Origin of the sequence: Streptomyces sp. NPDC046215, assembly GCF_040646215.1 — a bacterium.
Lineage (GTDB): Bacteria > Actinomycetota > Actinomycetes > Streptomycetales > Streptomycetaceae > Streptomyces > Streptomyces stramineus.
In genome coordinates this window covers 75,220-96,145 of sequence record NZ_JBEYZW010000009.1, presented here as the reverse complement: position 1 = coordinate 96,145, position 20,926 = coordinate 75,220, and the positions used below count along the sequence as shown (strand labels likewise).

Here is a 20,926-nt window from a genome sequence, read left to right as displayed (position 1 = left end):
GAGCCTTGCTGAACGCCGCCTTCCGGCCCGTCCCCTCCTTTCGCCTCCACATTCTTGTTATTTGATGAGCGGCCTCGGGTCTCCCACATGACGGGACGACTGTGAGCTCAGGCGAAACGGAGAGAGGTGGGCGGGACGTGCGGAGCGAGAACGTGGCCGTGACCGTGGTCGAGGCGGCGCGGGCCGGTGACGCCGCCGCGCAGGACGAACTCGTCGCCGCGTACCTCCCGCTGGTCTACAACATCGTCGGCCGCGCGCTGGACGGGCACACGGACGTCGACGACGTCGTCCAGGAGACCATGCTCCGCGTGATCAACAGCCTCGGCGGGCTCCGGGATCCGGCCGCCTGCCGGTCCTGGCTCGTCGCGATCACCATGAACCAGATCCGCGACCACTGCCGGGACGGGCGCCGCGAGGAGACGCCCGTGGGCGGGCTCCAGGACGTCGGCGACGTCCCCGACCCGGCGGCCGACTTCGTCGACCTGACCATCGTGCGGCTGGGACTGTCGGGACAGCGCCGGGAGGTCGCCGAGGCCACCCGCTGGCTGGACGAGGGGGACCGGGACGTGCTGTCCCTGTGGTGGCTGGAGGCCGCGGGCGAGCTGACCCGCGCCGAGGTCGCCGCCGCCCTCGGGCTCACCCCCCAGCACACCGCCGTCCGCGTGCAGCGGTGCAAGGCCCAGCTCGACGTCGCCCGGGGAGTCGTCCGCGCGCTCGCCGCCACCCCGCCCTGCCGGGAGCTCGCCGAGCTGACCGCGCCCTGGGACGGAGCCCCCTCCGCCCTGTGGCGCAAGCGCGTCGCCCGGCACACCCGCGGCTGCGCGGGCTGCGGCGGGGCGGGTTCGGTGCTGGTCCCCGCGGAGGGACTGCTCGTCGGCCTGGGCCTGGTGCCGGTCGCGGGTGCCCTGCTCGGCTGGTGGGGCGGCGGCACGGTGTCGGCCGAGCCGGTGGGCCACACCTGGTCCCCGGACGCGTCCGCCTCTGCGGACACGTACGCCTCCCCGAACGCTTACGCCTCCCCGGCCGCCGAGTCGTCCCCGTCGACGGATCCGCCCCCGCTACCGAACGAGGCCGCCATGCCCGATCCCTCCATATCCCACCGTTCGCCTACCTCCCCCACTCCCCACCGGCGCCGCGCGCGCGGCAAGGGCAACCGCACCGCCGTCCGCGCCGCGATCGGGACGGGGGTGCTTGCCCTCCTCGGGGGCGGGATCCTCGGCGGCTCGTACCTCTTCGCCGACGACCCCAAGAGCTCCGAGGTCACGGCCCAGGACGCCCCGGGCGGGCCCGTGCCCTTCGGCGGCCGCACCCCGACGCCGACGGGAACCGGAGCCTCGCAGTCCGCCTCCCCCTCGGCGAGCCGGTCCGCGAGCCCCTCGGCCTCGCGCAGCCCCGCGAGCGCCACCCCCTCCTCACCGGCGCGCGCGTCCAGCGCCCCGGCCGCATCGCCGAAGCCGGACAGCAGCCCCGACCGCCCGAAGCCGAAGCCGACGCCGCCCGCGGGCAACGCCGGCGGCGGCGGGATCGCCCAGCAGGTCGTGAGCCTCGTCAACGACGAGCGGGCCAAGGCCGGCTGCTCGCCCCTGCGGAGCAACCCGCAGCTGACCACCGCCGCCCAGCGGCACTCCGACGACATGGCCGCCCGCGACTACATGGACCACAACAACCCCGACGGCCTCGGCCCCGGCGAGCGGATCACCAACGCCGGCTACCGCTGGAGCACCTACGGGGAGAACGTCGCCGCCGGGCAGAGCGGGCCCGCCGCGGTCATGAACTCCTGGATGAACAGCTCCGGCCACCGGAAGAACATCCTCAACTGTTCGTTCAAGGAGATCGGCGTCGGCATGACCTCCGACTCCGGCGGCCCCAAGTGGACCCAGGTGTTCGGCGCCCGCTGACGACCGCGGCGGCGCTCACCGCCGTCGCGCGCCGCCCTTGAGCGTCGCCCGGAGGTACTCCCGGTTCATCGTGGCGATCGACGTCAGCGGGATCCCCTTCGGACAGGCGGTCGCGCACTCGCCGGTGTTGGTGCAGCCGCCGAAGCTCTGGTCGTCCATCGCGCCGACCATGTCCAGCACGCGCGACTCCCGCTCCGGGGCGCCCTGCGGCAGCACGTTGAGGTGGACGACCTTCGCCGACGTGAAGAGCATCGCCGAGCCGTTCGGGCAGGCGGCCACGCACGCGCCGCAGCCGATGCACTCGGCGTGCTCGAAGGCGAGGTCCGCGACCGGCTTCGGCACGGGCGTGGCATGGGCCTCGGGCGCGGCGCCGGTGGCGACGGACACGTAGCCGCCGGCGCCGATGATCCGGTCGAAGGCCGAGCGGTCCACGACGAGGTCCTTCACGACCGGGAAGGCCGCGGCGCGCCACGGCTCTACGTCGATCGTGTCGCCGTCGGCGAAGTGCCGCATGTGGAGCTGGCAGGTGGTGGTCCGCTCGGGACCGTGGGCCTGACCGTTGATGACCATGCCGCAGGCGCCGCAGATGCCCTCGCGGCAGTCGTGGTCGAAGGCGACGGGCTCGTCCCCGGCGAGGATCAGCTCCTCGTTGAGGTGGTCGAGCATCTCCAGGAAGGACATGTCCGGGGAGATGCCGGTGACCTCGTAAGGGGTCATGACACCGGCGGAGTCGGGTCCGGACTGGCGCCAGATGCGCAGGGTGAGCCTCATGAATAACTCCGCTGAGTGGGGTGGACGTACGCGAAGCGCAGGTCTTCCTTGTGGAGCACGGGCGCGGTGCCCGGGCCGGTGAACTCCCACGCCGCCGCGTAGGCGAACTCCTCGTCCTTGCGGGCCGCCTCGCCCTCCGGGGTCGCGCTCTCCTCCCGGAAGTGGCCGCCGCAGGACTCCGTGCGGTGCAGGGCGTCCAGGCACATCAGCTCGGCGAGCTCCAGGTAGTCGACGATCCGGTTCGCCTTCTCCAGCGCCTGGTTGAGCTGCTCGCCCGTGCCCGGCACCTTGATCCGCCGCCAGAACTCCTCCCGCAGCGCGGGGATCCTCTCCAGCGCCTTGCGCAGCCCGCTGTCGGTGCGGGCCATGCCGCACTGGTCCCACAACAGCTCGCCCAGCTCGCGGTGGAAGGAGTCCGGGGTGCGGTCACCGTCGTTCTCCAGCAGGCGCCGCAGCCGGGCGGTGACGTCGTCGACCGCTTCCGTGACCGCCGGGTGCCCGGGGTCGGCCGGCTCGTGCGGGTGACGGGCGAGGTAGTCGTTGACGGTGGCCGGGAGGACGAAGTAGCCGTCGGCCAGTCCCTGCATGAGGGCCGAGGCACCGAGCCGGTTGGCGCCGTGGTCGGAGAAGTTGGCCTCGCCGATCGCGAAGAGGCCGGGGACGGTGCTCTGGAGGTCGTAGTCCACCCAGAGGCCGCCCATCGTGTAGTGGATCGCCGGGTAGATGCGCATGGGCACCTCGTACGGGTTCTCGGCGGTGATCCGCTCGTACATCTCGAAGAGGTTGCCGTACTTCTCCTCGACGGCCTCGCGGCCCAGCCGGGCGATCGCGTCGGCGAAGTCGAGGTAGACGCCCTGCCCGCCGGGCCCGACGCCGCGGCCCTCGTCGCACACGTTCTTCGCGGCGCGCGAGGCGATGTCGCGCGGGACGAGGTTGCCGAAGGCGGGATAGATCCGCTCCAGGTAGTAGTCGCGCTCGTCCTCGGGGATCTGTGCGGCCGGCCGGTCGTCGCCCTTCGCCTTCGGCACCCAGATGCGGCCGTCGTTGCGCAGCGACTCGCTCATCAGCGTCAGCTTGGACTGGTGGTCACCGGAGCGCGGGATGCAGGTGGGGTGGATCTGGGTGAAGCAGGGGTTGGCGAAATACGCGCCGCGCCGGTGGGCGCGCCAGGCGGCCGTGGCGTTGGAGTTCTTGGCGTTGGTCGAGAGGTAGAAGACGTTGCCGTACCCGCCGGAGGCCAGGACCACGGCGTCCGCGAAGTGGCTGGAGACCTCGCCCGTGATCAGGTCGCGGGCGACGATGCCGCGCGCCCGGCCGTCGATGACGATCAGGTCGAGCATCTCGGTGCGCGGGTGCATCTCGACGCCGCCCGCCGCGATCTGCCGGGAGAGCGCCTGGTACGCGCCGAGGAGCAGTTGCTGCCCGGTCTGCCCGCGGGCGTAGAAGGTCCGGGAGACCTGGACGCCGCCGAACGAGCGGGTGTCCAGCAGCCCTCCGTACTCGCGGGCGAAGGGCACGCCCTGCGCCACGCACTGGTCGATGATCTCGACGGAGATCTGGGCGAGGCGGTGCACATTGGATTCGCGGGCGCGGAAGTCGCCGCCCTTGACGGTGTCGTAGAAGAGGCGGTGCACGGAGTCGCCGTCGTTCCGGTAGTTCTTGGCGGCGTTGATGCCGCCCTGCGCGGCGATGGAGTGGGCGCGCCGCGGGGAGTCCTGGTAGCAGAACTGCACGACGCGGTAGCCCTGTTCGGCCAGCGTCGCGCCCGCCGCGCCGCCCGCGAGCCCGGTCCCGACGACGATGACGGTGTGCTTGCGGCGGTTGGCGGGGTTGACGAGCTTGGCCTCGAAGCGCCGGCGGTCCCAGCGCTCGGCTATCGGGCCGTCGGGGGCCTTGGTGTCGGTGACGGGCGCGCCGACCTCGTAGTGGACGTATGCGGACATCTCAGCTCACGACTCCCGTCAGGACGCCCAGCGGCGGGGCGAGGAAACCACAGGTCAGCAGGGCCGCCAGGGCGTTGGCCGCGAACTTCAGCGCGCGGTCGCGGCGCGGGGAGCCCGCGCCGAGGGTCTGCGCGGCACTCCAGAAGCCGTGCCGGATGTGCAGGCCGAGGGCGAGCACCGCGGCGATGTAGAAGGCCGTGACGGCCGGCCGGTCGAAGGAGGCGACGAGGTTCTCGTACGGGCGGCCCTGCTCGGCGTTGGGGTTCACGGTGAGGGTGGTGAGGTCGAGGAGGTGCCAGACGATGAACAGGGCCAGGATCACCCCGCCCCAGCGCATCGTGCGGGTCGCGTAGCTCGTGCGCGCTCGCCGGTGCCGGTACTGCGCGGGGCGGGCGGCGCGGTCGCGGCGGCTGAGCTGCCAGGCGGCCACGCCGTGCAGGACGACGGAGGCGCTGAGCGCCACCCGCGCCGCCCACAGGAACCACTCCCGGTGCAGGAAGGGTTCGCCGACGGTGCGGATCCAGTGCCCGTAGGCGTTGAACTCCCCGGCACCGAAGAACACCTTCAGATTGCCCATCATGTGGGCGACCAGGTACGCCAGCATGATCAAACCGGTGACGGCCATGACCGCCTTCTTGCCGACGGTCGAGTGCCACACGGTGCCGATGAGGGACGGAGGACGGTCCGTCCGGGTCGCCAGTGCCATGGCCCCGACGCTAGGCAGCCGCGCTCCATCCGTCCAAGACATGGCAGAGCTCGTTTCAATAGCCTCCACCTATCTATGCTGGTGATGTGCAACTACAGCAGCTCCGCTACTTCGCCACGGTCGCCGAAGTCCGGCACTTCACCCGGGCCGCGGAGGCGCTGCACGTCGCGCAGCCGTCGCTCTCCCAGCAGATCCGCACCCTGGAACGGGAGCTGGGCGCCGAGCTGTTCCACCGGGCCCGGGGCAACATCACGCTCACCGACGCCGGGGAGGCGCTGCTGCCGCTGGCCCGGCGGATCCTCGCCGACACCGAGACCGCCCACCGCGAGGTGCAGGAGGTCGCCCGGCTGCGGCGGGGCCGGGTGCGCCTCGGCGCGCCGCCGAGCCTGTGCGCGAGCCTGGTGCCGGACGTGCTGCGCACGTACCACGACCGCTACCCGGGCATCGAGCTCTTCGTCGACGAGGGCGGCTCGCAGGACCTCGTCCGCACCCTCGCCGCGGGCGGCCTCGACCTGGCCCTGATCATCACCCCGCTGGCCGTGGGCGCCCCGGCCCTCGCGACCACCGAACTCCTCCACGAGGACCTCGTCGCCGTCTCCGCCCCCGCCGCCCCCGCCCCGAACCGGCGCCGGGCGCTGCGGGTGGCGGACCTGCGGGGGCTGCCGATGGTGATGTTCCGGCGCGGCTACGACCTGCGCGAGATCACCACGGCGGCGTGCCGCGCGGCCGGCTTCGAACCGTCGTTCACGGTCGAGGGCGGCGAGATGGACGCGGTCCTCGGCTTCGTCCGCGCGGGCCTGGGCCTCGCGGTGGTCCCCGGCATGGTGGCGGCCCGCTCGGGCCTGCGCGTCACGCCGTTCGACGATCCGCGGATGCGCCGCACGATCGCGATCGCCCACCGCAAGGACGCGACGCCGCCGAGGGCGGCGCGGGAGTTGCGGCGGGTGCTGCTGGAGCATTTGGGGGTGGAAGAGGACGCCGAGTGACCGGGGTGGCGTCAGCCGACCCAGGCGACGTTGACCACGTACACGCAGGTGTCCCGGGGCACCACCAGAAAGCTGACGAGGCCGTCCCCGCCGAGGATGTGGAGCTGCCGCAGACCACCCTCTCTTCGGTCGGGCATACCCACCGACGCCGCATCCCTGCCGAGCGCGGCGAGTTCGGTGGCCAGTCGCTCCACCTCGGCCAGGACACCGGGCGGCAGACCTGACGTGACGTATTCGGCGCTCGGGTCGTAGTCTCACGTCCAGCCGGTCACAGCCCTGCCTCGGCTTCCGCCGCCTCCCAGATGAGTCTGATCTCGGTGGCGGCCTCTCTGCCGGCCTCGCCGGTGTTGATGGCCCGCTCCAGCTCGTGCAGGCGAGCGGCGCGCTCCGGATGGCGCTCGATCGAGATGGTCACGGCCCAGGAGTGGACGAACATCCTCAAGGGGGCGAGGCTCTGCTTCTTCTGCGCGTTCGTCGCCGCCTCGGACAGGTGCCTGCTGAATTCGGGCAGTCTGCTCGGCAGCAGCTGAGCCACCGCGGCCCTCAGCGCGTCCGGGGTGAGTTCCGGCATGGGAATCAGCGGTCCGTGCGGGCCGCCGGGCGCGGCGGGAAAATGTCAGGGGAGCGCACGTTCGAGTGAAGGCCCCTGCCCTCACCCCACCAGCGCCGCCCCAGCGAACGCCGCCCCCACGCCGCACACCACGCTCGCGGCGACGTTCGCCACCGCGTACGCGCGCCGGCCCTCCTCCGCCAGGCGCAGCGTCTCGTAGCTGAACGTCGAGTAGGTCGTGAGCGCCCCGCACAGGCCCGTGCCCAGCGCCAGGTGGACGTCGGCCGTCGCGCCGGTGAGGAGGCCGAGGGCGAGGCAGCCGGTGACGTTGACCGTGAACGTCCCCCACGGGAAGGCGGAGGCGTGGCGGGACTGCACCGCGCGGTCCGTGAGGTACCGCAAGGGGGCGCCGACCATCGCGCCGGCGATGACGAGCAGCCACGTCACGACGCCACCTCCCGGCGGAGCACGCGGCGGGTCGCCGCTGCCGCCGCCCATACCGCCGCCAGCGCGGCGAGCGGGGTGGCGGCCAGATAGGCCAGCGCGGTCGCCGCACGGTCGTCCGTCAGCAGCTGCCGGACGTCCACCGCGTAGGTGGAGAACGTGGTGAAGCCGCCCAGAACCCCCGTGGCGAGGAACGGCCGCAGCAGCCGGTGCGGCGAGGGCAGCCCCGTCAGCACGGCCATCAGGACGCCGATCAGCGCGCAGCCGGTGACGTTGACGGCGAACGTCGTCCACGGGAAGCCACCGCCCGCCGCCGGCCACAGCAGCCCGGCGCCGTAGCGGGCGGCGGCGCCGAGGCCGCCGCCGGCCGACACCGCGCACAGCACAGGACCGTGCTCGCGGGCGGTGCCGCGCACGTCCTCGGGCCCGACGTCGGGGTCGATCGGCTCCACCGGCGGGCCGGGCCGTGCTGCGGCCATGAATCCGAGTCCTCCTCGCAGTGCGCCCCACGGGCGCGGTCGTACGCGAGCAGGGACCGTCGGGGGCGCGGGGCCCCGCCGCCGGCCAGGCTACCGGCCCCGCCCCGCCCGCCCCCTCAGGCGCCCCGCGCGGAACCGGTCACCGCCGCCAGATAGGCGTCGGCGCGGTCCGCGTCCAGCAGCCAGTCCCGCAGCCCGGCCGGATCGGCGTAGCCGGCGACGTAGCGCCGGGCGACCTCCGGGTGCTCCGCCGCCGCGGCCAGGACGCGCCGCACGTGCTCGGGCGGCGGGCCCAGCAGCAGATTGCTGAAGGCGGTGACGTGCCGGGCGTACTCCCAGAACGCGGCGAACGTCCGCAGCATCCAGGTGCGGTCGAAGGGCCGCTCGCCATGGCCGGTGATCGCCCGCAGGTAGCCGTCCGCGCAGCGGGCCGCGGTGTTGGCCCCCTGGCCCGCCACCGGATCGTTGAGGACGACGGCGTCCGCCATGCCCAGCACGAACGTGCCCGGTGCGACCTCGGCGACGGGATGCCGGACGACAGGCGTGAACGCGCCGGTGAGCACGGCCCCGGCGTCCGTCGGCTCCATGCCCGCGGACAGCTCGTACTCCCACGGCAGGTGGGCGCGCATCAGCTCCAGCGAACGCCCGACCACCTCGTCCGGCCCGGGGTTGTCCCGCCAGCAGTCGAACGGGCCGCCGGGCACCCCCTCCCACAGCAGCATCCCGCAGGTGCCGCCCAGGGTCGTCCCGGTCAGGGAGAAGAACTCGCCGTAGCCCGCCACGGGGTTGATCCGCCCGCACATACCACCGGGCGCGGGCAGGAACGTCATGCCGTGCACATAGGCGGCGGCCAGCACCCGCTGGGGACGGTCGTGCGGGCTGTGCCGCTCGTCGCGGGCGAAGACCTCCGACAGCGGGCCGCGCCCGGTGGCCACGACCGTCAGATCGTGGCCGCCGGCGATCCGCTCCAGGTCCGCCGGTGCCACGGAGCCGTACACGGCGCGGCCGCCCCGCTCCTCCAGCAACTCCAGCCAGCGGGCCGTCTTCACCCGCTGGTCCACCGACTGGGCGGGCTGCTCCATCACCGCGTCGAGCGCCGCCGCGGGCACCCCCGGCGGGTCGGACACCACCAGGCGCAGCCCCGACATCCACGGGGTCTCCTCCTCCCACAGGTGCAGCCCCGCCGCGCGCTCCAGCGCGAGGGCGGGCTCGAACATCACCTGCGTGGAGCCGATGCGCCCGGCCCGGATCTCCTCCGGGGGGCGCGCCGCGTACACCGTCACCTCGTAGTCGACGGCCCGCTCGCCGCCCTTCCCCTCCAACAGCCCCAGAGCCAACTGCAGCCCCGCCTGCCCCGCGCCGACAATCGCGATCCTGCGCACCGTCGCCTCCGCCGGGCCCGGAGGTCGCCGCGTGGTCCGGAGCCGTGGTCCGGAGCCGGGCCCTCACCCGTTGTAGCGGCGCCCCGAGCGCGCTGTACAGACGGCGGGCGACTGGGGAGTGAGCGCTCGTCAATTGACCGGTTTTGCAGGATCGTATGACCGGTGAGGGGGAAGGGCGTCCCCGCCTTCCCGTGTTTCCCGCCCTGTTCGTTCCGCACGTGTTCGCTGAGGAGTTCGGCCGTCCGATGGCACCGCCGAATATGAGCCACATTTACGGGCGGGTAACGGGCGGATGCTCACCGTGAGTGACGGCTGTGCCGCGCCGACCGGGCAAGGGGGCGTACGCCGCGCGCGGTAAGGCCCGAGGGAGGGCACATTCCGGTATGGCAGGAAACCATCGCTTCCGGCGCGCTCCCGTGGGCAGTCTTCTGCCGGTCACGCTCCGCCGCCACCGGCGGGGCCCGCCCGGCAGGGCCGGCGCAGTCCGCGGCCGGCCCAGGGAGGCACACGATGACGACGCAACCCCAGCTGCCGCGCGCGGTGGCGCCCCGGGAGATGGCACCCCAGCTCCAGCGCGCCGGGATGCTCGACCGGGTGGAGGAGCGGCTGCGCCGCCTCCTCAACGACGAACACCGGCGCTGGCGCACCTCCGACACCAGGGGAGCCGGCCTGGTCGAATCCCTCGCCGAGCTCGTCGCCGTAGGTGTCGACCGGGTGCGCCCGGTCATCCTTCTCTCCGGCTACCTCGCGGCGGGCGGAGACCCGGAGGCCCCCGAGCCCGTCGACGCCGCGGCCGCCCTCGAACTCCTCGACACCTGCACCCTCATCCGCGGCGACGTCCGCGACAACGCCGCCCTGCGCCGCGGCATCCCCACGCTGCACGTCAGCCGGGCCGCCGAGCACGAGCGCAACGGCTGGGCGGGCGAGGCCCGGCGCTTCGGCGAGTCCACCGCCACCCTCGCGGGCGACCTCGCCCTCAGCCTCGCCGACCGGCTCGCGTCCCGGCTGCCCGCCACCGCCTGGCAGCTCTGGGACGAACTGCGCGTGGAGCGGGCGGTCGGCACCTATGCGCACGAGGCGATGGCCGCCGAGTACCTGGACGACCCCTGGCCGGGGCAGTGCATATCAGGATGCGACCGGGGCTGCACGGCGGGCTGGTACGCGCTGCGGCACCCGATGCGCCTCGGGGCGGCCCTCGCCGAGCGCCCGGATCTGGACGCCGCCTACGACTCCTACGCCCGTTCCCTGCACGCCGCCTGGCGCCTGAGGGGCTTCCTCGACGGCGGGCCGGAGTACGACTGGGACGCCGAGCTGCTCCGGGAGATCCTGCTGGAGCGCGAGGAGCGGGGCATCGCCGAGCGCCTCATCCGCGACCTGGTCGACCGGGCCTCCACCACGGCGGCGGCCTCGCCCCTGGCGACGGGGTGGTGCGAGGAACTGGAGTCGTTCGCCGTACGGATGGCCTCGGAGAAGAGGTGAAGGGGAGGAGGGCGGAGAGATAAGAAGGGAGGAGAGAGGGGACAGGGAAGGGACGGCTTCGAGGAACGACGGGACGAGGGCCTCCCACTTGTTCCGTCTGCCCGGATAAAAGCCGGATCAGCACGGAGAAATCAGGAATCACCCGTCCGCACCATGTACGAAACCTTTGCGAGCAATGGGCGTTGATCCTCATCCCGGCCGTCACCGGCCGGGTGCCCTCCCCGAACGACCGAGCAAAGGTGTCGCCGCAATGTCACGTTTCGCCAAAACAGCCGTCCTGACCGCCACCGTCGGCGCCGCGATCGCGGGCCTCACCGGGAGCGCCGTCGCCGACGCCGGTGCCGGCGGTCTCGCCGCCGGCTCCCCGGGCGTCATCTCGGGCAACGTCATCCAGGTCCCGGTCCACGTGCCGATCAACCTCTGTGGCAACAGCATCGACATCATCGGCCTGCTGAACGCCGCGTCCGGCAACACCTGCGTCAACGCCTGACCCCGGTCCGCGGGCGGTGACCCGCGGGCCGGTCCGGCGAACAGCAGACGGCCCCGGGGCGCAGCCGCCCCGCGCCGCCCCCGTGTGGCGCCCCCGAAAACCCTTCGCGGGCGCCATGCCCGGCCCCCGGTCGCCCCCGCCCCGGCCCGCTCGCGCGGACCGACCGGATCCCGCCCATGGCCGCGATCTTCCCGATAGCGTGACCGGATCGGCGAGTGGGGGAGGGAAATTCGTGGATCCGTTCACGACGGCCGCGGTGCTCGCGGCCGTCGACACGGCGACCTCGGGGGCCTTGTCGGGCGCCGCCGGAGAGATGGGGCGGCGGACCACGGAGGGCCTGTCGGGCCTCGTGAGGCGCATGTGGCGCAGGGGAGCCGCCCCGGGCGACCCCACCGGCGACCCCGGCACCCCACCCGTGCTGCCCGCCGACGCGGAGGAGCGCCGCGCGCTCGCCACCCTGCTGATCGAAGCGGCCCGCCGCGAGCCGGACTTCGCCCGCGACCTCGCCGCCTGGCTGCGGGAGAGCGCGGCGACGGCACCCGCCACCGCCCCCGGCACGGCGCGCCCCCGGCTCCTCCCGCCGGGGACGGCCGTCTTCACCGACCGCGACCACGTCCTGGCGGCGATCACGGAACTGCTGGACGGCGAGGACGCCACCGCGGACGACACCTCCGACGGTGGCACCTCGCGGGACCGGCGCATCGGCGGCGCGCCGCATGTCGTCCTGCTCGTCGGCCCGGGCGGCGTGGGCAAGAGCGCGGCCGCCGTGCACTGCGCCCTCGCCCTGGCCGACCGCTTCCCGGACGGCGAGCTCTACGCCGACCTGCGCGGCGCCTCCGCCGCCACCGCTGCGGCGCCTTCCGGGACGCTCGTCCGGTTCCTGCACGGCCTGGGCATACCGGCCGACAGGGTCCCGGCCGGCGAACAGGCCCAGACCGACCTCTACCGCGACCGCACCGCCGGCCGCCGCATGATCGTCCTGCTCGACGACGCCCACTCGGCGGCCCAGGTCACCCCGCTGCTCCCCGCCTCCCCCGGCTCGCTCGTGCTCGTCACCAGCCGGCACCGGCTCCCCGAGCTCGTCCGCGACCGGGGCGCCCGCACCATCCCCCTCGGCCCGCTCTCCGAAGCCGACTCCCTGCGGCTGCTCACCCGCGTCGCGGGCCCGCGGCGCGTCGCCGGGCAGCGGGCGCACGCCGAGGCGGTCGCGGCGCGCTGCGGCGGCTTCCCGCTGGCGCTGTGCGCCACGGGCGCGCGCGTGGCCACCCGGGAGCACGTCAGCTGGGAGAGCCTGGAACGGGAGTTCGCGACCCTGGCGCACGCCCCGGGCGCGGACCCCGGCGCCGGCCGGGACGACGCGGCCGACCCGCACGCGCCGGTCCGGCTCGCCACCGACGTCTCCTACCGCGACCTGCCCCCCGCCACCGCCCGCCTCTACCGGCTGCTGGGCCTGTGCCCGTGGCCCGGCATCTCCGTCGGCGCCGCCGCCGCGGCCGCCGGCATCCCGCACGCCGAGGCCCGCCGCCTCCTCGACGACCTCGCCGAGGTGCACCTCCTGGAGGAGATCGGCGAGGAGCGCTACCACTTCCACGACGTCGTCCGCCGCCACGCCGAACAGCGCGCCCACGCCGAGGACGGCCGCACGGCCACCACGGCAGCCGTCCGCCGCATGATCCACTGGTATCTGCGCTTCGCCGCCGACGCCGACGCCCTGGTCATCCCCGGACGGTGGCACCTGGGCCCCGCCTACGACGAGCGGACCCGCCCACCGGGCGACCGGGCGCCGCAGACCGCCCGCGCCGCCCTCGACGCGCTGCGGCGCGAGCGCGAGAACCTCGCCGAGGCCGTACGGGTCGCCGAGGAGCACGGGTTCGACGACCTGGCGTGGCAGCTGTGCGAGGCGATGTGGGGAATGCACCTGCGCCTGGGCTTCCACGAGCAGTGGGTCACCACCCACCTGCGGGGCGCGGAGGCCGCCCACCGCTGCGCAGACGCCCTCGGCGACCGGCGGGCCGAGGGCCGCATCCGCACCCAGCTCGCCTTCGCCTACCTGGGCCTGGGCCGCCTCACCGACGCCGAGGCGGAGCTGACCACCGCCGCCGCCTGCGACGAACGGGCCGGACACCACCGCGGCCGCGCCACCGCCGTCGAATCCCTCGGCCTGCTGTACCTGCGCCAGTGGCGCTACGAGGACGCCGAGCAGCACTTCCGCCGGGCCCGCACGATCCTGCGGAACATCGGCCCGGGCGAGGACGGCGAACGCGACGTGCCGCGCGGCCTCGCCCTGCTGGAACACCACATCGGCCGGGCGCTGCGCGGCCAGGGCCGTCCCGCCGCGTCCGTGGGGCAACTGCGGCAGGCCCTCGCGGCGTTCCGGGAACTGCCCGAGCGGGACCGCTACAACGAGGCCCGGATCCGGATGAGCCTCGGCGAGTCCCTCCTCGCCGCCGGCGACCCCGCCGGGGCCCGCACCCCCCTGGACAAGGCCCTGGTGACGATGGAGGAGGAAGGAGCGGTCCTCCAGCAGGCGGACGCGGCGGAGCTCCGGGCCCGCTGCGCCGCCGCCCTGGGGGACGCGCAGGACGAGGCCCGCTGCCTGCGGGTGGCACTCGACCTCTACGAGGCGTCCGGCGACGACGGGGGAGCGGCGCGGGTGGAAGCGCGCCTGACGCAACTCGGCGCCGGCTGACGCCTCTAAGCCTCGCGTTCGACGGCCACCCGGTGCCGCGCGGCCCCCGTGCTCACGACGATGCCGGCCGCCGTCGCCTCGTCCAGCGACTTGCCGGCGCCGAGCCAGGCGTACAGGGCGGAGGCGTAGGCGGCCGGGTCGCACAGGTCGGCCCGCCCCGCGCCGTCCGGCGCGGCGGTCAGACGCAGGAGGTCGCCGCCGCGGGTCCGCACGGTGCAGCGGTCCGGCCCGGTCACGTACGCGGCGAGGGCGCACGCGGGGTGCCGGGCGAGCACCTCCGCACCCCACGCGGCGGGTGGCCCGACGCGCGGGTCGTCCGCCGCGGCGTACCGCAGGATCACGTCGGCGATCCGCAGCCGGCCGGGGTCCGGGGTGTCCTCGTGCACGGCGGTGTGGGCCTCCCAGCCGGGGCCCGCGCCCTCCGGTTCGCCGCCGGCGTCCGCGTACCGGACCACGGCGATCTCGGGAGGCGCCGCCCCGGCCGGGAGGGCGAGCACCCGGACGGGCGCGGTGCGCTCCACCGGTTCCCAGGCGGGCAGCGGCAGCCGGTCGAGCAGGGCGGGGCCGGGGGGTTCGGGGATGCCGATGAGCTCGTAGAAGACCCGCCGGAGCAGCCCCGCCGACCGGCCGGGCGCCGAACTGACCTGGGCGGCCTGCTCGCTGTAGCGGTCCGGCGTGTGGCTGTCGACCACCCGGTCGATCTGGGCGCGCAGCCCCTCGTACGGGCGCAGCCGCGGCGCGGCCCGCCCGAGCGCGGCGACGGGCGAGCCGGGGTCGAGGGCGGAGCCGGGGAAGGCGCCGAGCAGGAGGGGCGTGCCGATGGCGGCGGCGTAGAAAGTGACGGAGCCGTGGTCGCCGAGCACGCAGTCGGCGGCGATCAGCGCCTGCCGCCACCCCTCCAGCGGGGGGATGAGCACCAGCCCGGCCCGGCGCGCCCGGTCCAGCCAGGCCCGCACCTGGCCGGGGCCGTGCCCGTGCCAGATGTTGGGGTGGAGGACGGCGGCCGTGCGGTACTCGTCGGCGGGCAGCTCGGAGGCGAGCCGGGGGAGGAGGGAGGGGAGGAGATCGCCGCCGTCGTCCCCGGGCCCGTCGCCGAAGAGCGAGCCGGGCGCCCAGGTGGAGTTGACCACGACGAGCCGCTGCCCGTCACCCACCCCGAGGGCGCGCCGGAACCGTTCACGGTAGGGCAGGGCGGCGAGGATCCGGTCGAAGCACGGGTCCCCGGCGAGCACGGCGGTCCCGGCGGCCTCGGGACACGCGGCCCGCAGCCGGTCCAGCTGCTCGGGGTGCGAGAGCACGGTGGCGGCGGCGAGGGGGCGCCCCTGGTGCAGCAGCCAGTCGGGGGAGAGACCGAAGACGGGGGCGGGTGTCCGGTGTCCGGTGTCCGGTGTCCGGTGTCCGGTGTCCGGTGTGGCCAATCTCTTATTGTAGCCAACGCCGTGGGAGAGGACGGCCAAATCCCCTTGAAGAGCTTCGAGTTCACCGCCGTAGCTGGCCGATACGACGAGATCGAAGGGGGTGGCCTTGGCCTGCTCCCAGGGAAGCACGGGCAGCCCGGCCCGCTCCATCAACTCGGGAACGCCGGCGAGGAAGGGCGACGAGCCGGTGCAGGTGACGAGCGTCTGGACCCGCAGATCGCCGCTGAGCAGCGGCAGGACGTCGAGCAGCCGGGTGGCGGAGGTGACGTTGTGCACGACGAACAGCACGGACCGGCTACCACCCCGGGTGACCCACCGCGCGGCATCCCGCCCGACGGGCACCCGCACCCACCCATCCCCCACCACAGGCCCCCTCAACAACACCTCCCCCGAGAGTACGCGCCGAGCTCACCGGCAACAGCGGGACGCCGGTTCCAGCGGGGACAGACCTCGGCGACAGCCGGACGGAGATGGCGCGCCCACGGGACCCTGCGGGCAGCAAAAACGCCCCTCCAGCAGGAGGGGCGTGCAACAGAAGCGGAGCGCCCCCGGCAGGACTCGAACCTGCGGCCAAGCGCTTAGAAGGCGCCTGCTCTATCCACTGAGCTACGGGGGCCGGTGTGTGCGGCGGTCGCGGACGGCTGAAGCCCCGGGCTCGGTGGTGCCGTGACCTTGCCGGGGACAAGGATAGGGCTCCGCTCACCTCGTCCCGGTTGCTTCACCTCCGTGCCACGATGTGGAGGTTTAGTGAAGCGGTCCTGATAATCGCAGGCAGGTACGAATCTTGCATCGTTTTTTACGCCTCAGGCGACGGGTGTTGTGTACTCGTTATGCCTGAGCCCCTCGCGCCACGTCTCGCGCGCCATGGGCTATACGCTTCAAAATCGTCACAGAATTGGGCATTCTGCACATGTGGCGACCTTGGACGTACGGACCCGACTGCTCGACGCGCTGTCCGCACTGCGTAATCGTGTCGACGCCGCACGCTTCCCCCTCCCCCTCCCCGGCGCCGCCCGCGCCCGTCGTAACCGGGCTGAACTCCTCGCGCAACTCGATGACTATCTCGTGCCCCGGCTGTGCGCCCCCGAAGCGCCGCTCCTCGCGGTGGTCGGGGGATCCACCGGGGCCGGCAAGTCCACGTTGGTCAACTCTCTCGTGGGGCGCCGGGTCACTGAAGCCGGGGTCCTACGGCCGACGACCCGCACGCCAGTGCTGGTCTGCCATCCGGACGACCACCACTGGTTCGCCGGGCAACGCGTGCTGCCGGAGTTGCGCCGGGTCTGGGTACCGGCCCAGGACATCACCGCCTACGAGCCGAACACCGGAGGCGGAAGGGACCTGAGCGACGGCGGTGACCTCGCCGAAGCGGCCGACGAGGCGGAGGAGACGGACGACACCGACAGCGGTGAGCTCGCCGCGCTGCGCATCGAGACCGACACCTCCCTCCCGTGCGGGCTCGCGCTCCTCGACGCCCCCGACATCGACTCCCTCGTCGCGCGCAACCGCGAGCTCGCCGCCGAGCTGATCTGCGCCGCCGACATCTGGGTACTCGTCACCACCGCCACCCGGTACGCCGACGCGGTGCCCTGGCACCTGCTGCGCACCGCCAAGGAGTACGACGTCACCCTGGTGACCGTCCTGGACCGGGTGCCGCACCAGGTCGCCGCCGAAGTCTCCCGGCACTACGCCGCGCTGCTCGCGGCCGCCGGCCTCGGCGACGTGCCGCGCTTCACCATCCCCGAACTGCCCGAGTCCGCCGGCGGCGGCAGCGGACTGCTGCCCGCCACGGCCGTCGACGGGCTGCGTGCCTGGCTCCACCAGCGCGCCCAGGACCCCGCCGCGCGCGCCGTCGCCACCGCCCGCACCGTCACCGGACTGCTCGCCTCCCTGCGGTCACGGCTGCCCGGGCTCGCCGGGGCCGCCGCCCTGCAGCACGCCGCCGCCGTACGCCTGCTCCAGCGGGTCGAGGACGCCTACGGGCGGGCCGCGGACCGGGTGCGGAGCCAGATCGCCGGAGGCGAGGTGCTGGCCGGTGACGCGCTCACCCACTGGCGCGGCCACCCGCAGGACGCCACCTCCGACGAACTGCTCACCGCCCTCACCTCCTCCCTGGCCGCCGTGCTGAGCTGCGCCGTCGCCGCCGCCGACGAGGAGATCACCACGGAGTCCGCGGGCGACCCAGCCGCCGACGCCGTGCTCGCGCCGAGCGACCCGGACGGGGCCGTCGGCCGGGTCGGCGTGGCCGTACGCCGCTGGCGGCGCTGTCTCGAAGAGCTCGCGGAGGAAGAGGTGCGGGCCGTCGAACGCGGCGCGGGCCTCGACGCCGACCGGGCGGCCGCGCTGCTGGCCGTACTGCTGCTGGGCGGCCGCCGGTCCCGTACGGCCGGCGAGAAGCTCGCCGAGACGCTCGGGGCCCAGGGCGTGCTCCGGCTCCGCGACCGGGGCGGAGCGCTGCTGACCGACTGTCTGGAGCGCGTCCTCGACGCGGAACGCGACCGCCGGACCGCGCCGCTCGAAGCCCTCGACATCACCCCCGACCACCAGGTCGAACTCATCGCCGCACTGTCCGTACTACAGAGGGAGAGGTGACCGCCGTGCCCGTGTCCGAGAGCCGTGACGAACGCGCCGACCGGCCGGTTCCCGGCGCGCCGAGCAGCGCCTGGGACGACGGCCTGATCGCGCGCCGGGCGCGGCCGGGGCGGCTCCCGCGGCGGAACAGCGTGTGGGAGGCCGACGAAGCCCAGCGCGCGAAGGAGCCCACGCACCCCCCGATCGTCCCCGAGCCCCTCCCCGCGCCCCGCGCGGGCACCGTGCTCCGGCCCCGCCTCGACGCGCTGCGCGAGCTCGTCGGGCTGTCCCGGGCCAGGCTCGACCGGCGCACCCTCGCCGAGGCGGGCCGGGTCCTGGAGGAGGCGGCGGCCCGGCAGCGGCACTCGCTCGACCTCACGGTCGTGGCCATCGCCGGGGCGACGGGCAGCGGCAAGTCGACGCTCTTCAACGCCCTCGCCCGCACCCAGCTCTCCGAGGCGGGGGTGCGGCGGCCGACCACGGCCATCCCGATCGCCTGCGCCTGGACCGACCGCTCGGACCGCGCGGACGGGCTGCTGGACCGGCTCGGCATCCCGGCCCGGGCCCGCCGGGCGCCGGTGCGCCCGTACGACCCCGGGCTGAACGGCCTCGTCCTGCTCGACCTGCCCGACCACGACTCGGCGACGCCCGGCCACCGGGAGCAGGTGGACCGGCTGCTGAGGCTGGTGGACGCCGTGATCTGGGTCGTGGACCCGGAGAAGTACGCGGACGCCGTCCTCCACGAGCGCTACCTGCGGCCCCTGGCGGGGTACGCCGAGGTGACGTTCGTCGTGCTCAACCAGGTGGACCGGCTCTCCGGGGACGCCGCGGACCAGGTCCTGGACGACCTGCGGCGGCTGCTGGACGAGGACGGGATCGCGCTCGGCGAGCACGGGGAGCCAGGGGCGACGGTGCTGGCCCTGTCGGCGCTGACGGGGGACAGGGTGGGTGAACTGCGCGAGATGCTGGCCCAGTTCACCGCCGGACGGAACGTTCCGGAGCGGCGGCTCGTCGCCGATGTGGACGGCGTCTCGGCGCGTCTGCGGCCCGCGTACATCGCGAAGGGGCGGCCGGGGCTGACGGAGACGGCCCGGCAGGAGTTCGAGGACCGGCTGGCGGAGGCGGTGGGTGCTCACGCGGCCGGTCTGGCGGCCGAACGGGCCTGGCTGCGGGACGCCGAGCGCGCTTGCGGGACGTCCTGGACGCAGGCCCGCCGCTGGTACGGACGGAAGCGGGGGGCCCGGGGCGGGGCCGGCGGGGACAGCACGACCGGCGTCGGGGCCGTGGCCCGGGCTGTTGCCACCGCCGTCGCCCTGTCCTCGGCCGACCGCACGGCCGCCTCCGCCCACGCGGCCGGCACCGGTGAGCCGTCCCGCCGGACGGCGTCCCGGCCGTTGGTGGAGCAGGCCGTGCGGGCACTGGCCTACGAGGCGTCCGCCGGGCTGCCCGACCCGTGGGCACAGGCGGTCCGCGAGGCGGCCGGCCGGGGCGCGGAGGGGCTGGCCGAGGCCCTGGACACGGCCGCCGCCACGGCGGCCTCCGCGGCGGCCCGGGGGGCGGCGACGAACGGGCGCACGTCCGGGCGGCGCACGGGAGCCGGGAAGGCCGGAGGAGGCGGGAGAACGGCGAAGACCGGCACATCCGGGAAGGGCGGGAAGGCCGGGAAAGGCGGGAAGAACGAGGCGGACGGGGCCGAGGAAGCGGTCGTGATCGCCGGGGCCGCCGAGAAGCCGGAGGGAAGCCGCACCGCTGCCGGGGAGCCGGGCGACGGGGACCCGGGCACCGGACGCGCCGGGCGGCTGCGCGGGCCGCGCACCGGGGCGGGGCGGACGCGCGGTGGCGCGGCCCCGCGCCTGGTGAGGCCCCGGTGGTGGGTGGTGGCCGCGACGAGCCAGGGAGTGCTGTCACTGCTGCAATTGCTGGGTGCGGTATGGCTGGTGGGCGTGCTGATCGGGGCATACGGAGCGGAGTGGTGGGTTCCAGGGCTGGTGCTGGCGGGCAGCGGGGTCGGCGGTCCGGCGCTCGCGTGGTGCTGCCGGGCGGTGGCGCGGGGGCCGGCGCGGCGGCACGGGCTGGAGACGGAGCGGCGGTTGCGGAGCGTGGCCGCGGGGTGCGGGCGGGAGCGGGTGCTGGAGCCGGTGGCGGCGGAGCTGCTGCGCTACCGGGAGGTGCGGGCCCAGTTTGTGATCGCGGCGGGTGAGGTGTGACCGACGGGAAGGGCGCGAGGGGCGCCGAGTGGCCTGGAAGACGCTGGAGGGTGACGGGCTTTTCCACAACCGGCGGGCCGTCCACAGGCTCCGGCAGACCCGTGCGATCCGTTGCAGCATGAGATCACTGCCCGGGCCGGTCCGGCCCGGGTGCGGGGTTCGAGCAACGGGGGCGGTCGGGATGAACGAAACGCTGGTGACGGTCGTGGGGAACGTCGCGACACCGCCGGACTTCAGGGAGGCGGCGAACGGCTCGGCCGTCTCACGGTTCCGGCTCGCGGCGACGGTGCGCCGCTGGGACCGCGCCAAGGAGGAGTGGGCGGACGCGTACACGAGCTTCTACACCGTGTGGGCGTGGCGGACGCTGGCCGCCAATGTGGTGGCGTCGGTCTCGGTCGGCGAACCGGTCATCGTGCAGGGCAAGTTGCGCATCCAGGATCAGGAGCGTGACGGAAAGCGGTGGCTCTCGGCGGACCTTGACGCCGTGTCGATCGGCCACGACCTGGCGCGGGGCACCTCGGCGTTCCGCAGAGTGTCACCGGCCAGACCGATGCTGGTCGAGCCGGTGCGTGCGGTGGGGGTGCCGATGACGCCGGTGGGGACCCCGGCACGGGCTCCGGCGCGGACCTCGGCACGCACCCCGGCGGAGGCGGCTGCGGGGCCGCCGGCGCAGGGTGCGGCGGGGATGCCGGCCGGGGCAACACCTCTGTGAAATGAGCGGTTTGTCCCGGAGATTTATCGATATTGCCAGGTCAGGCGGCGTCCCCCGGTAACGATTCCGATTCGGATCGGTTGAGCAGTGCTCCGGGTGGGGATGATCTCGCGCTCGCTCTTTAAGATCACGTTCGCAGCAAACGTGGCAACGGGGGCTTCTGAGTTTTGAGTTCGCTGGCGGGGCGCACCGACTGGATCTGCG

17 protein-coding genes and 1 tRNA gene are annotated in these 20,926 nt (G+C 74.4%); 8 read left to right on the top strand and 10 right to left on the bottom strand.

Annotation, left to right across the window (positions count from 1 at the left end; genetic code table 11):
* The first annotated feature begins 137 nt into the window (after positions 1–137).
* The gene (locus ABZ951_RS06455) at positions 138–1,898 is read left to right on the top strand and encodes a sigma-70 family RNA polymerase sigma factor (protein ID WP_344092673.1); all 1,761 of its coding nucleotides are present in this window, start codon (positions 138–140) and stop codon (positions 1,896–1,898) included.
* A 15-nt stretch (positions 1,899–1,913) separates the two neighbouring features.
* On the opposite strand, the gene ABZ951_RS06450 is transcribed toward ABZ951_RS06455, so the two are convergent.
* The 3 genes from ABZ951_RS06450 to ABZ951_RS06440 are packed head-to-tail and all read right to left on the bottom strand — an operon-like array spanning position 1,914 to position 5,318.
* Entirely contained in the window at positions 1,914–2,669 is a 756-nt protein-coding gene (locus ABZ951_RS06450) for a succinate dehydrogenase/fumarate reductase iron-sulfur subunit (protein WP_344092675.1), read from the bottom strand.
* On the bottom strand, positions 2,666–4,612 hold the full coding sequence (locus ABZ951_RS06445; RefSeq protein WP_344092677.1) for a fumarate reductase/succinate dehydrogenase flavoprotein subunit: 1,947 nt from the start codon (positions 4,610–4,612) through the stop codon (positions 2,666–2,668). The genes ABZ951_RS06450 and ABZ951_RS06445 overlap by 4 nt, the downstream gene beginning before the upstream one ends.
* Before the next feature lies 1 nt (position 4,613).
* On the bottom strand, positions 4,614–5,318 hold the full coding sequence (locus ABZ951_RS06440) for a succinate dehydrogenase cytochrome b subunit (RefSeq protein WP_344092679.1): 705 nt from the start codon (positions 5,316–5,318) through the stop codon (positions 4,614–4,616).
* An 86-nt stretch (positions 5,319–5,404) separates the two neighbouring features.
* Between ABZ951_RS06440 and ABZ951_RS06435 the strand changes: the two genes are divergently transcribed.
* Positions 5,405–6,304 (top strand): LysR substrate-binding domain-containing protein, encoded by a 900-nt coding sequence (locus ABZ951_RS06435; RefSeq protein WP_344092681.1) that lies wholly within the window; start codon positions 5,405–5,407, stop codon positions 6,302–6,304.
* Positions 6,305–6,315: 11 nt separating this feature from the next.
* Here the strand turns inward: ABZ951_RS06435 and ABZ951_RS06430 are convergent, their stop codons facing one another.
* The 5 genes from ABZ951_RS06430 to ABZ951_RS06410 form a co-directional block, all read right to left on the bottom strand.
* Complete coding sequence (locus ABZ951_RS06430) at positions 6,316–6,498, bottom strand: hypothetical protein (protein ID WP_344092683.1); 183 nt, start codon at positions 6,496–6,498, stop codon at positions 6,316–6,318.
* A 74-nt stretch (positions 6,499–6,572) separates the two neighbouring features.
* Positions 6,573–6,875 carry a DUF6247 family protein gene (locus tag ABZ951_RS06425; protein WP_344092685.1) on the bottom strand — a complete coding sequence of 101 codons (303 nt, stop codon included), beginning with the start codon at positions 6,873–6,875 and terminating at the stop codon, positions 6,573–6,575.
* Positions 6,876–6,956: 81 nt separating this feature from the next.
* Positions 6,957–7,301 carry a fluoride efflux transporter CrcB gene (gene crcB / locus ABZ951_RS06420; protein ID WP_344092687.1) on the bottom strand — a complete coding sequence of 115 codons (345 nt, stop codon included), beginning with the start codon at positions 7,299–7,301 and terminating at the stop codon, positions 6,957–6,959.
* Complete coding sequence (locus ABZ951_RS06415) at positions 7,298–7,777, bottom strand: CrcB family protein (RefSeq protein WP_344092689.1); 480 nt, start codon at positions 7,775–7,777, stop codon at positions 7,298–7,300. Before ABZ951_RS06415 ends, crcB begins: the two co-directional genes overlap by 4 nt.
* 116 nt (positions 7,778–7,893) lie before the next feature.
* The gene (locus tag ABZ951_RS06410) at positions 7,894–9,159 is read right to left on the bottom strand and encodes a styrene monooxygenase/indole monooxygenase family protein (protein ID WP_344092691.1); all 1,266 of its coding nucleotides are present in this window, start codon (positions 9,157–9,159) and stop codon (positions 7,894–7,896) included.
* A 510-nt stretch (positions 9,160–9,669) separates the two neighbouring features.
* Between ABZ951_RS06410 and ABZ951_RS06405 the strand changes: the two genes are divergently transcribed.
* The 3 genes from ABZ951_RS06405 to ABZ951_RS06395 all read left to right on the top strand — a co-directional run bounded on the left by ABZ951_RS06405 (position 9,670) and on the right by ABZ951_RS06395 (position 13,817).
* Entirely contained in the window at positions 9,670–10,638 is a 969-nt protein-coding gene (locus tag ABZ951_RS06405) for a polyprenyl synthetase family protein (RefSeq protein ID WP_344092693.1), read from the top strand.
* Positions 10,639–10,888: 250 nt separating this feature from the next.
* Positions 10,889–11,128 (top strand): chaplin, encoded by a 240-nt coding sequence (locus ABZ951_RS06400; protein ID WP_344092695.1) that lies wholly within the window; start codon positions 10,889–10,891, stop codon positions 11,126–11,128.
* A 232-nt stretch (positions 11,129–11,360) separates the two neighbouring features.
* Entirely contained in the window at positions 11,361–13,817 is a 2,457-nt protein-coding gene (locus tag ABZ951_RS06395; RefSeq protein ID WP_361279204.1) for a tetratricopeptide repeat protein, read from the top strand.
* Between the two features lie 5 nt (positions 13,818–13,822).
* Here the strand turns inward: ABZ951_RS06395 and ABZ951_RS06390 are convergent, their stop codons facing one another.
* The gene (locus ABZ951_RS06390; RefSeq protein WP_344095975.1) at positions 13,823–15,598 is read right to left on the bottom strand and encodes a hypothetical protein; all 1,776 of its coding nucleotides are present in this window, start codon (positions 15,596–15,598) and stop codon (positions 13,823–13,825) included.
* A gap of 180 nt (positions 15,599–15,778) precedes the next feature.
* Positions 15,779–15,851, bottom strand: a tRNA-Arg gene (locus ABZ951_RS06385).
* A gap of 305 nt (positions 15,852–16,156) precedes the next feature.
* On the opposite strand from ABZ951_RS06385, the gene ABZ951_RS06380 reads away from it, so the two are divergent.
* From ABZ951_RS06380 to ABZ951_RS06370, 3 genes are all read left to right on the top strand, one after another.
* Positions 16,157–17,824 (top strand): dynamin family protein, encoded by a 1,668-nt coding sequence (locus ABZ951_RS06380; protein WP_344095986.1) that lies wholly within the window; start codon positions 16,157–16,159, stop codon positions 17,822–17,824.
* An 11-nt stretch (positions 17,825–17,835) separates the two neighbouring features.
* Positions 17,836–20,010: a GTPase gene (locus ABZ951_RS06375; RefSeq protein WP_361279201.1), complete on the top strand. Its 2,175-nt coding sequence runs from the start codon at positions 17,836–17,838 to the stop codon at positions 20,008–20,010.
* A gap of 181 nt (positions 20,011–20,191) precedes the next feature.
* On the top strand, positions 20,192–20,722 hold the full coding sequence (locus tag ABZ951_RS06370) for a single-stranded DNA-binding protein (RefSeq protein ID WP_344095973.1): 531 nt from the start codon (positions 20,192–20,194) through the stop codon (positions 20,720–20,722).
* Positions 20,723–20,926: the final 204 nt, after the last annotated feature.

Coding starts and splice junctions, on each gene's coding strand:
- ABZ951_RS06450 (WP_344092675.1), bottom strand. CDS start 2,669: ATGAGGCTCACCCTGCGCATCTGGCGCCAGTCCGGACCCGACTCCGCC.
- ABZ951_RS06445 (WP_344092677.1), bottom strand. CDS start 4,612: ATGTCCGCATACGTCCACTACGAGGTCGGCGCGCCCGTCACCGACACC.
- ABZ951_RS06440 (WP_344092679.1), bottom strand. CDS start 5,318: ATGGCACTGGCGACCCGGACGGACCGTCCTCCGTCCCTCATCGGCACC.
- ABZ951_RS06425 (WP_344092685.1), bottom strand. CDS start 6,875: ATGCCGGAACTCACCCCGGACGCGCTGAGGGCCGCGGTGGCTCAGCTG.
- ABZ951_RS06415 (WP_344092689.1), bottom strand. CDS start 7,777: ATGGCCGCAGCACGGCCCGGCCCGCCGGTGGAGCCGATCGACCCCGAC.
- ABZ951_RS06405 (WP_344092693.1), top strand. CDS start 9,670: ATGACGACGCAACCCCAGCTGCCGCGCGCGGTGGCGCCCCGGGAGATG.
- ABZ951_RS06400 (WP_344092695.1), top strand. CDS start 10,889: ATGTCACGTTTCGCCAAAACAGCCGTCCTGACCGCCACCGTCGGCGCC.
- ABZ951_RS06370 (WP_344095973.1), top strand. CDS start 20,192: ATGAACGAAACGCTGGTGACGGTCGTGGGGAACGTCGCGACACCGCCG.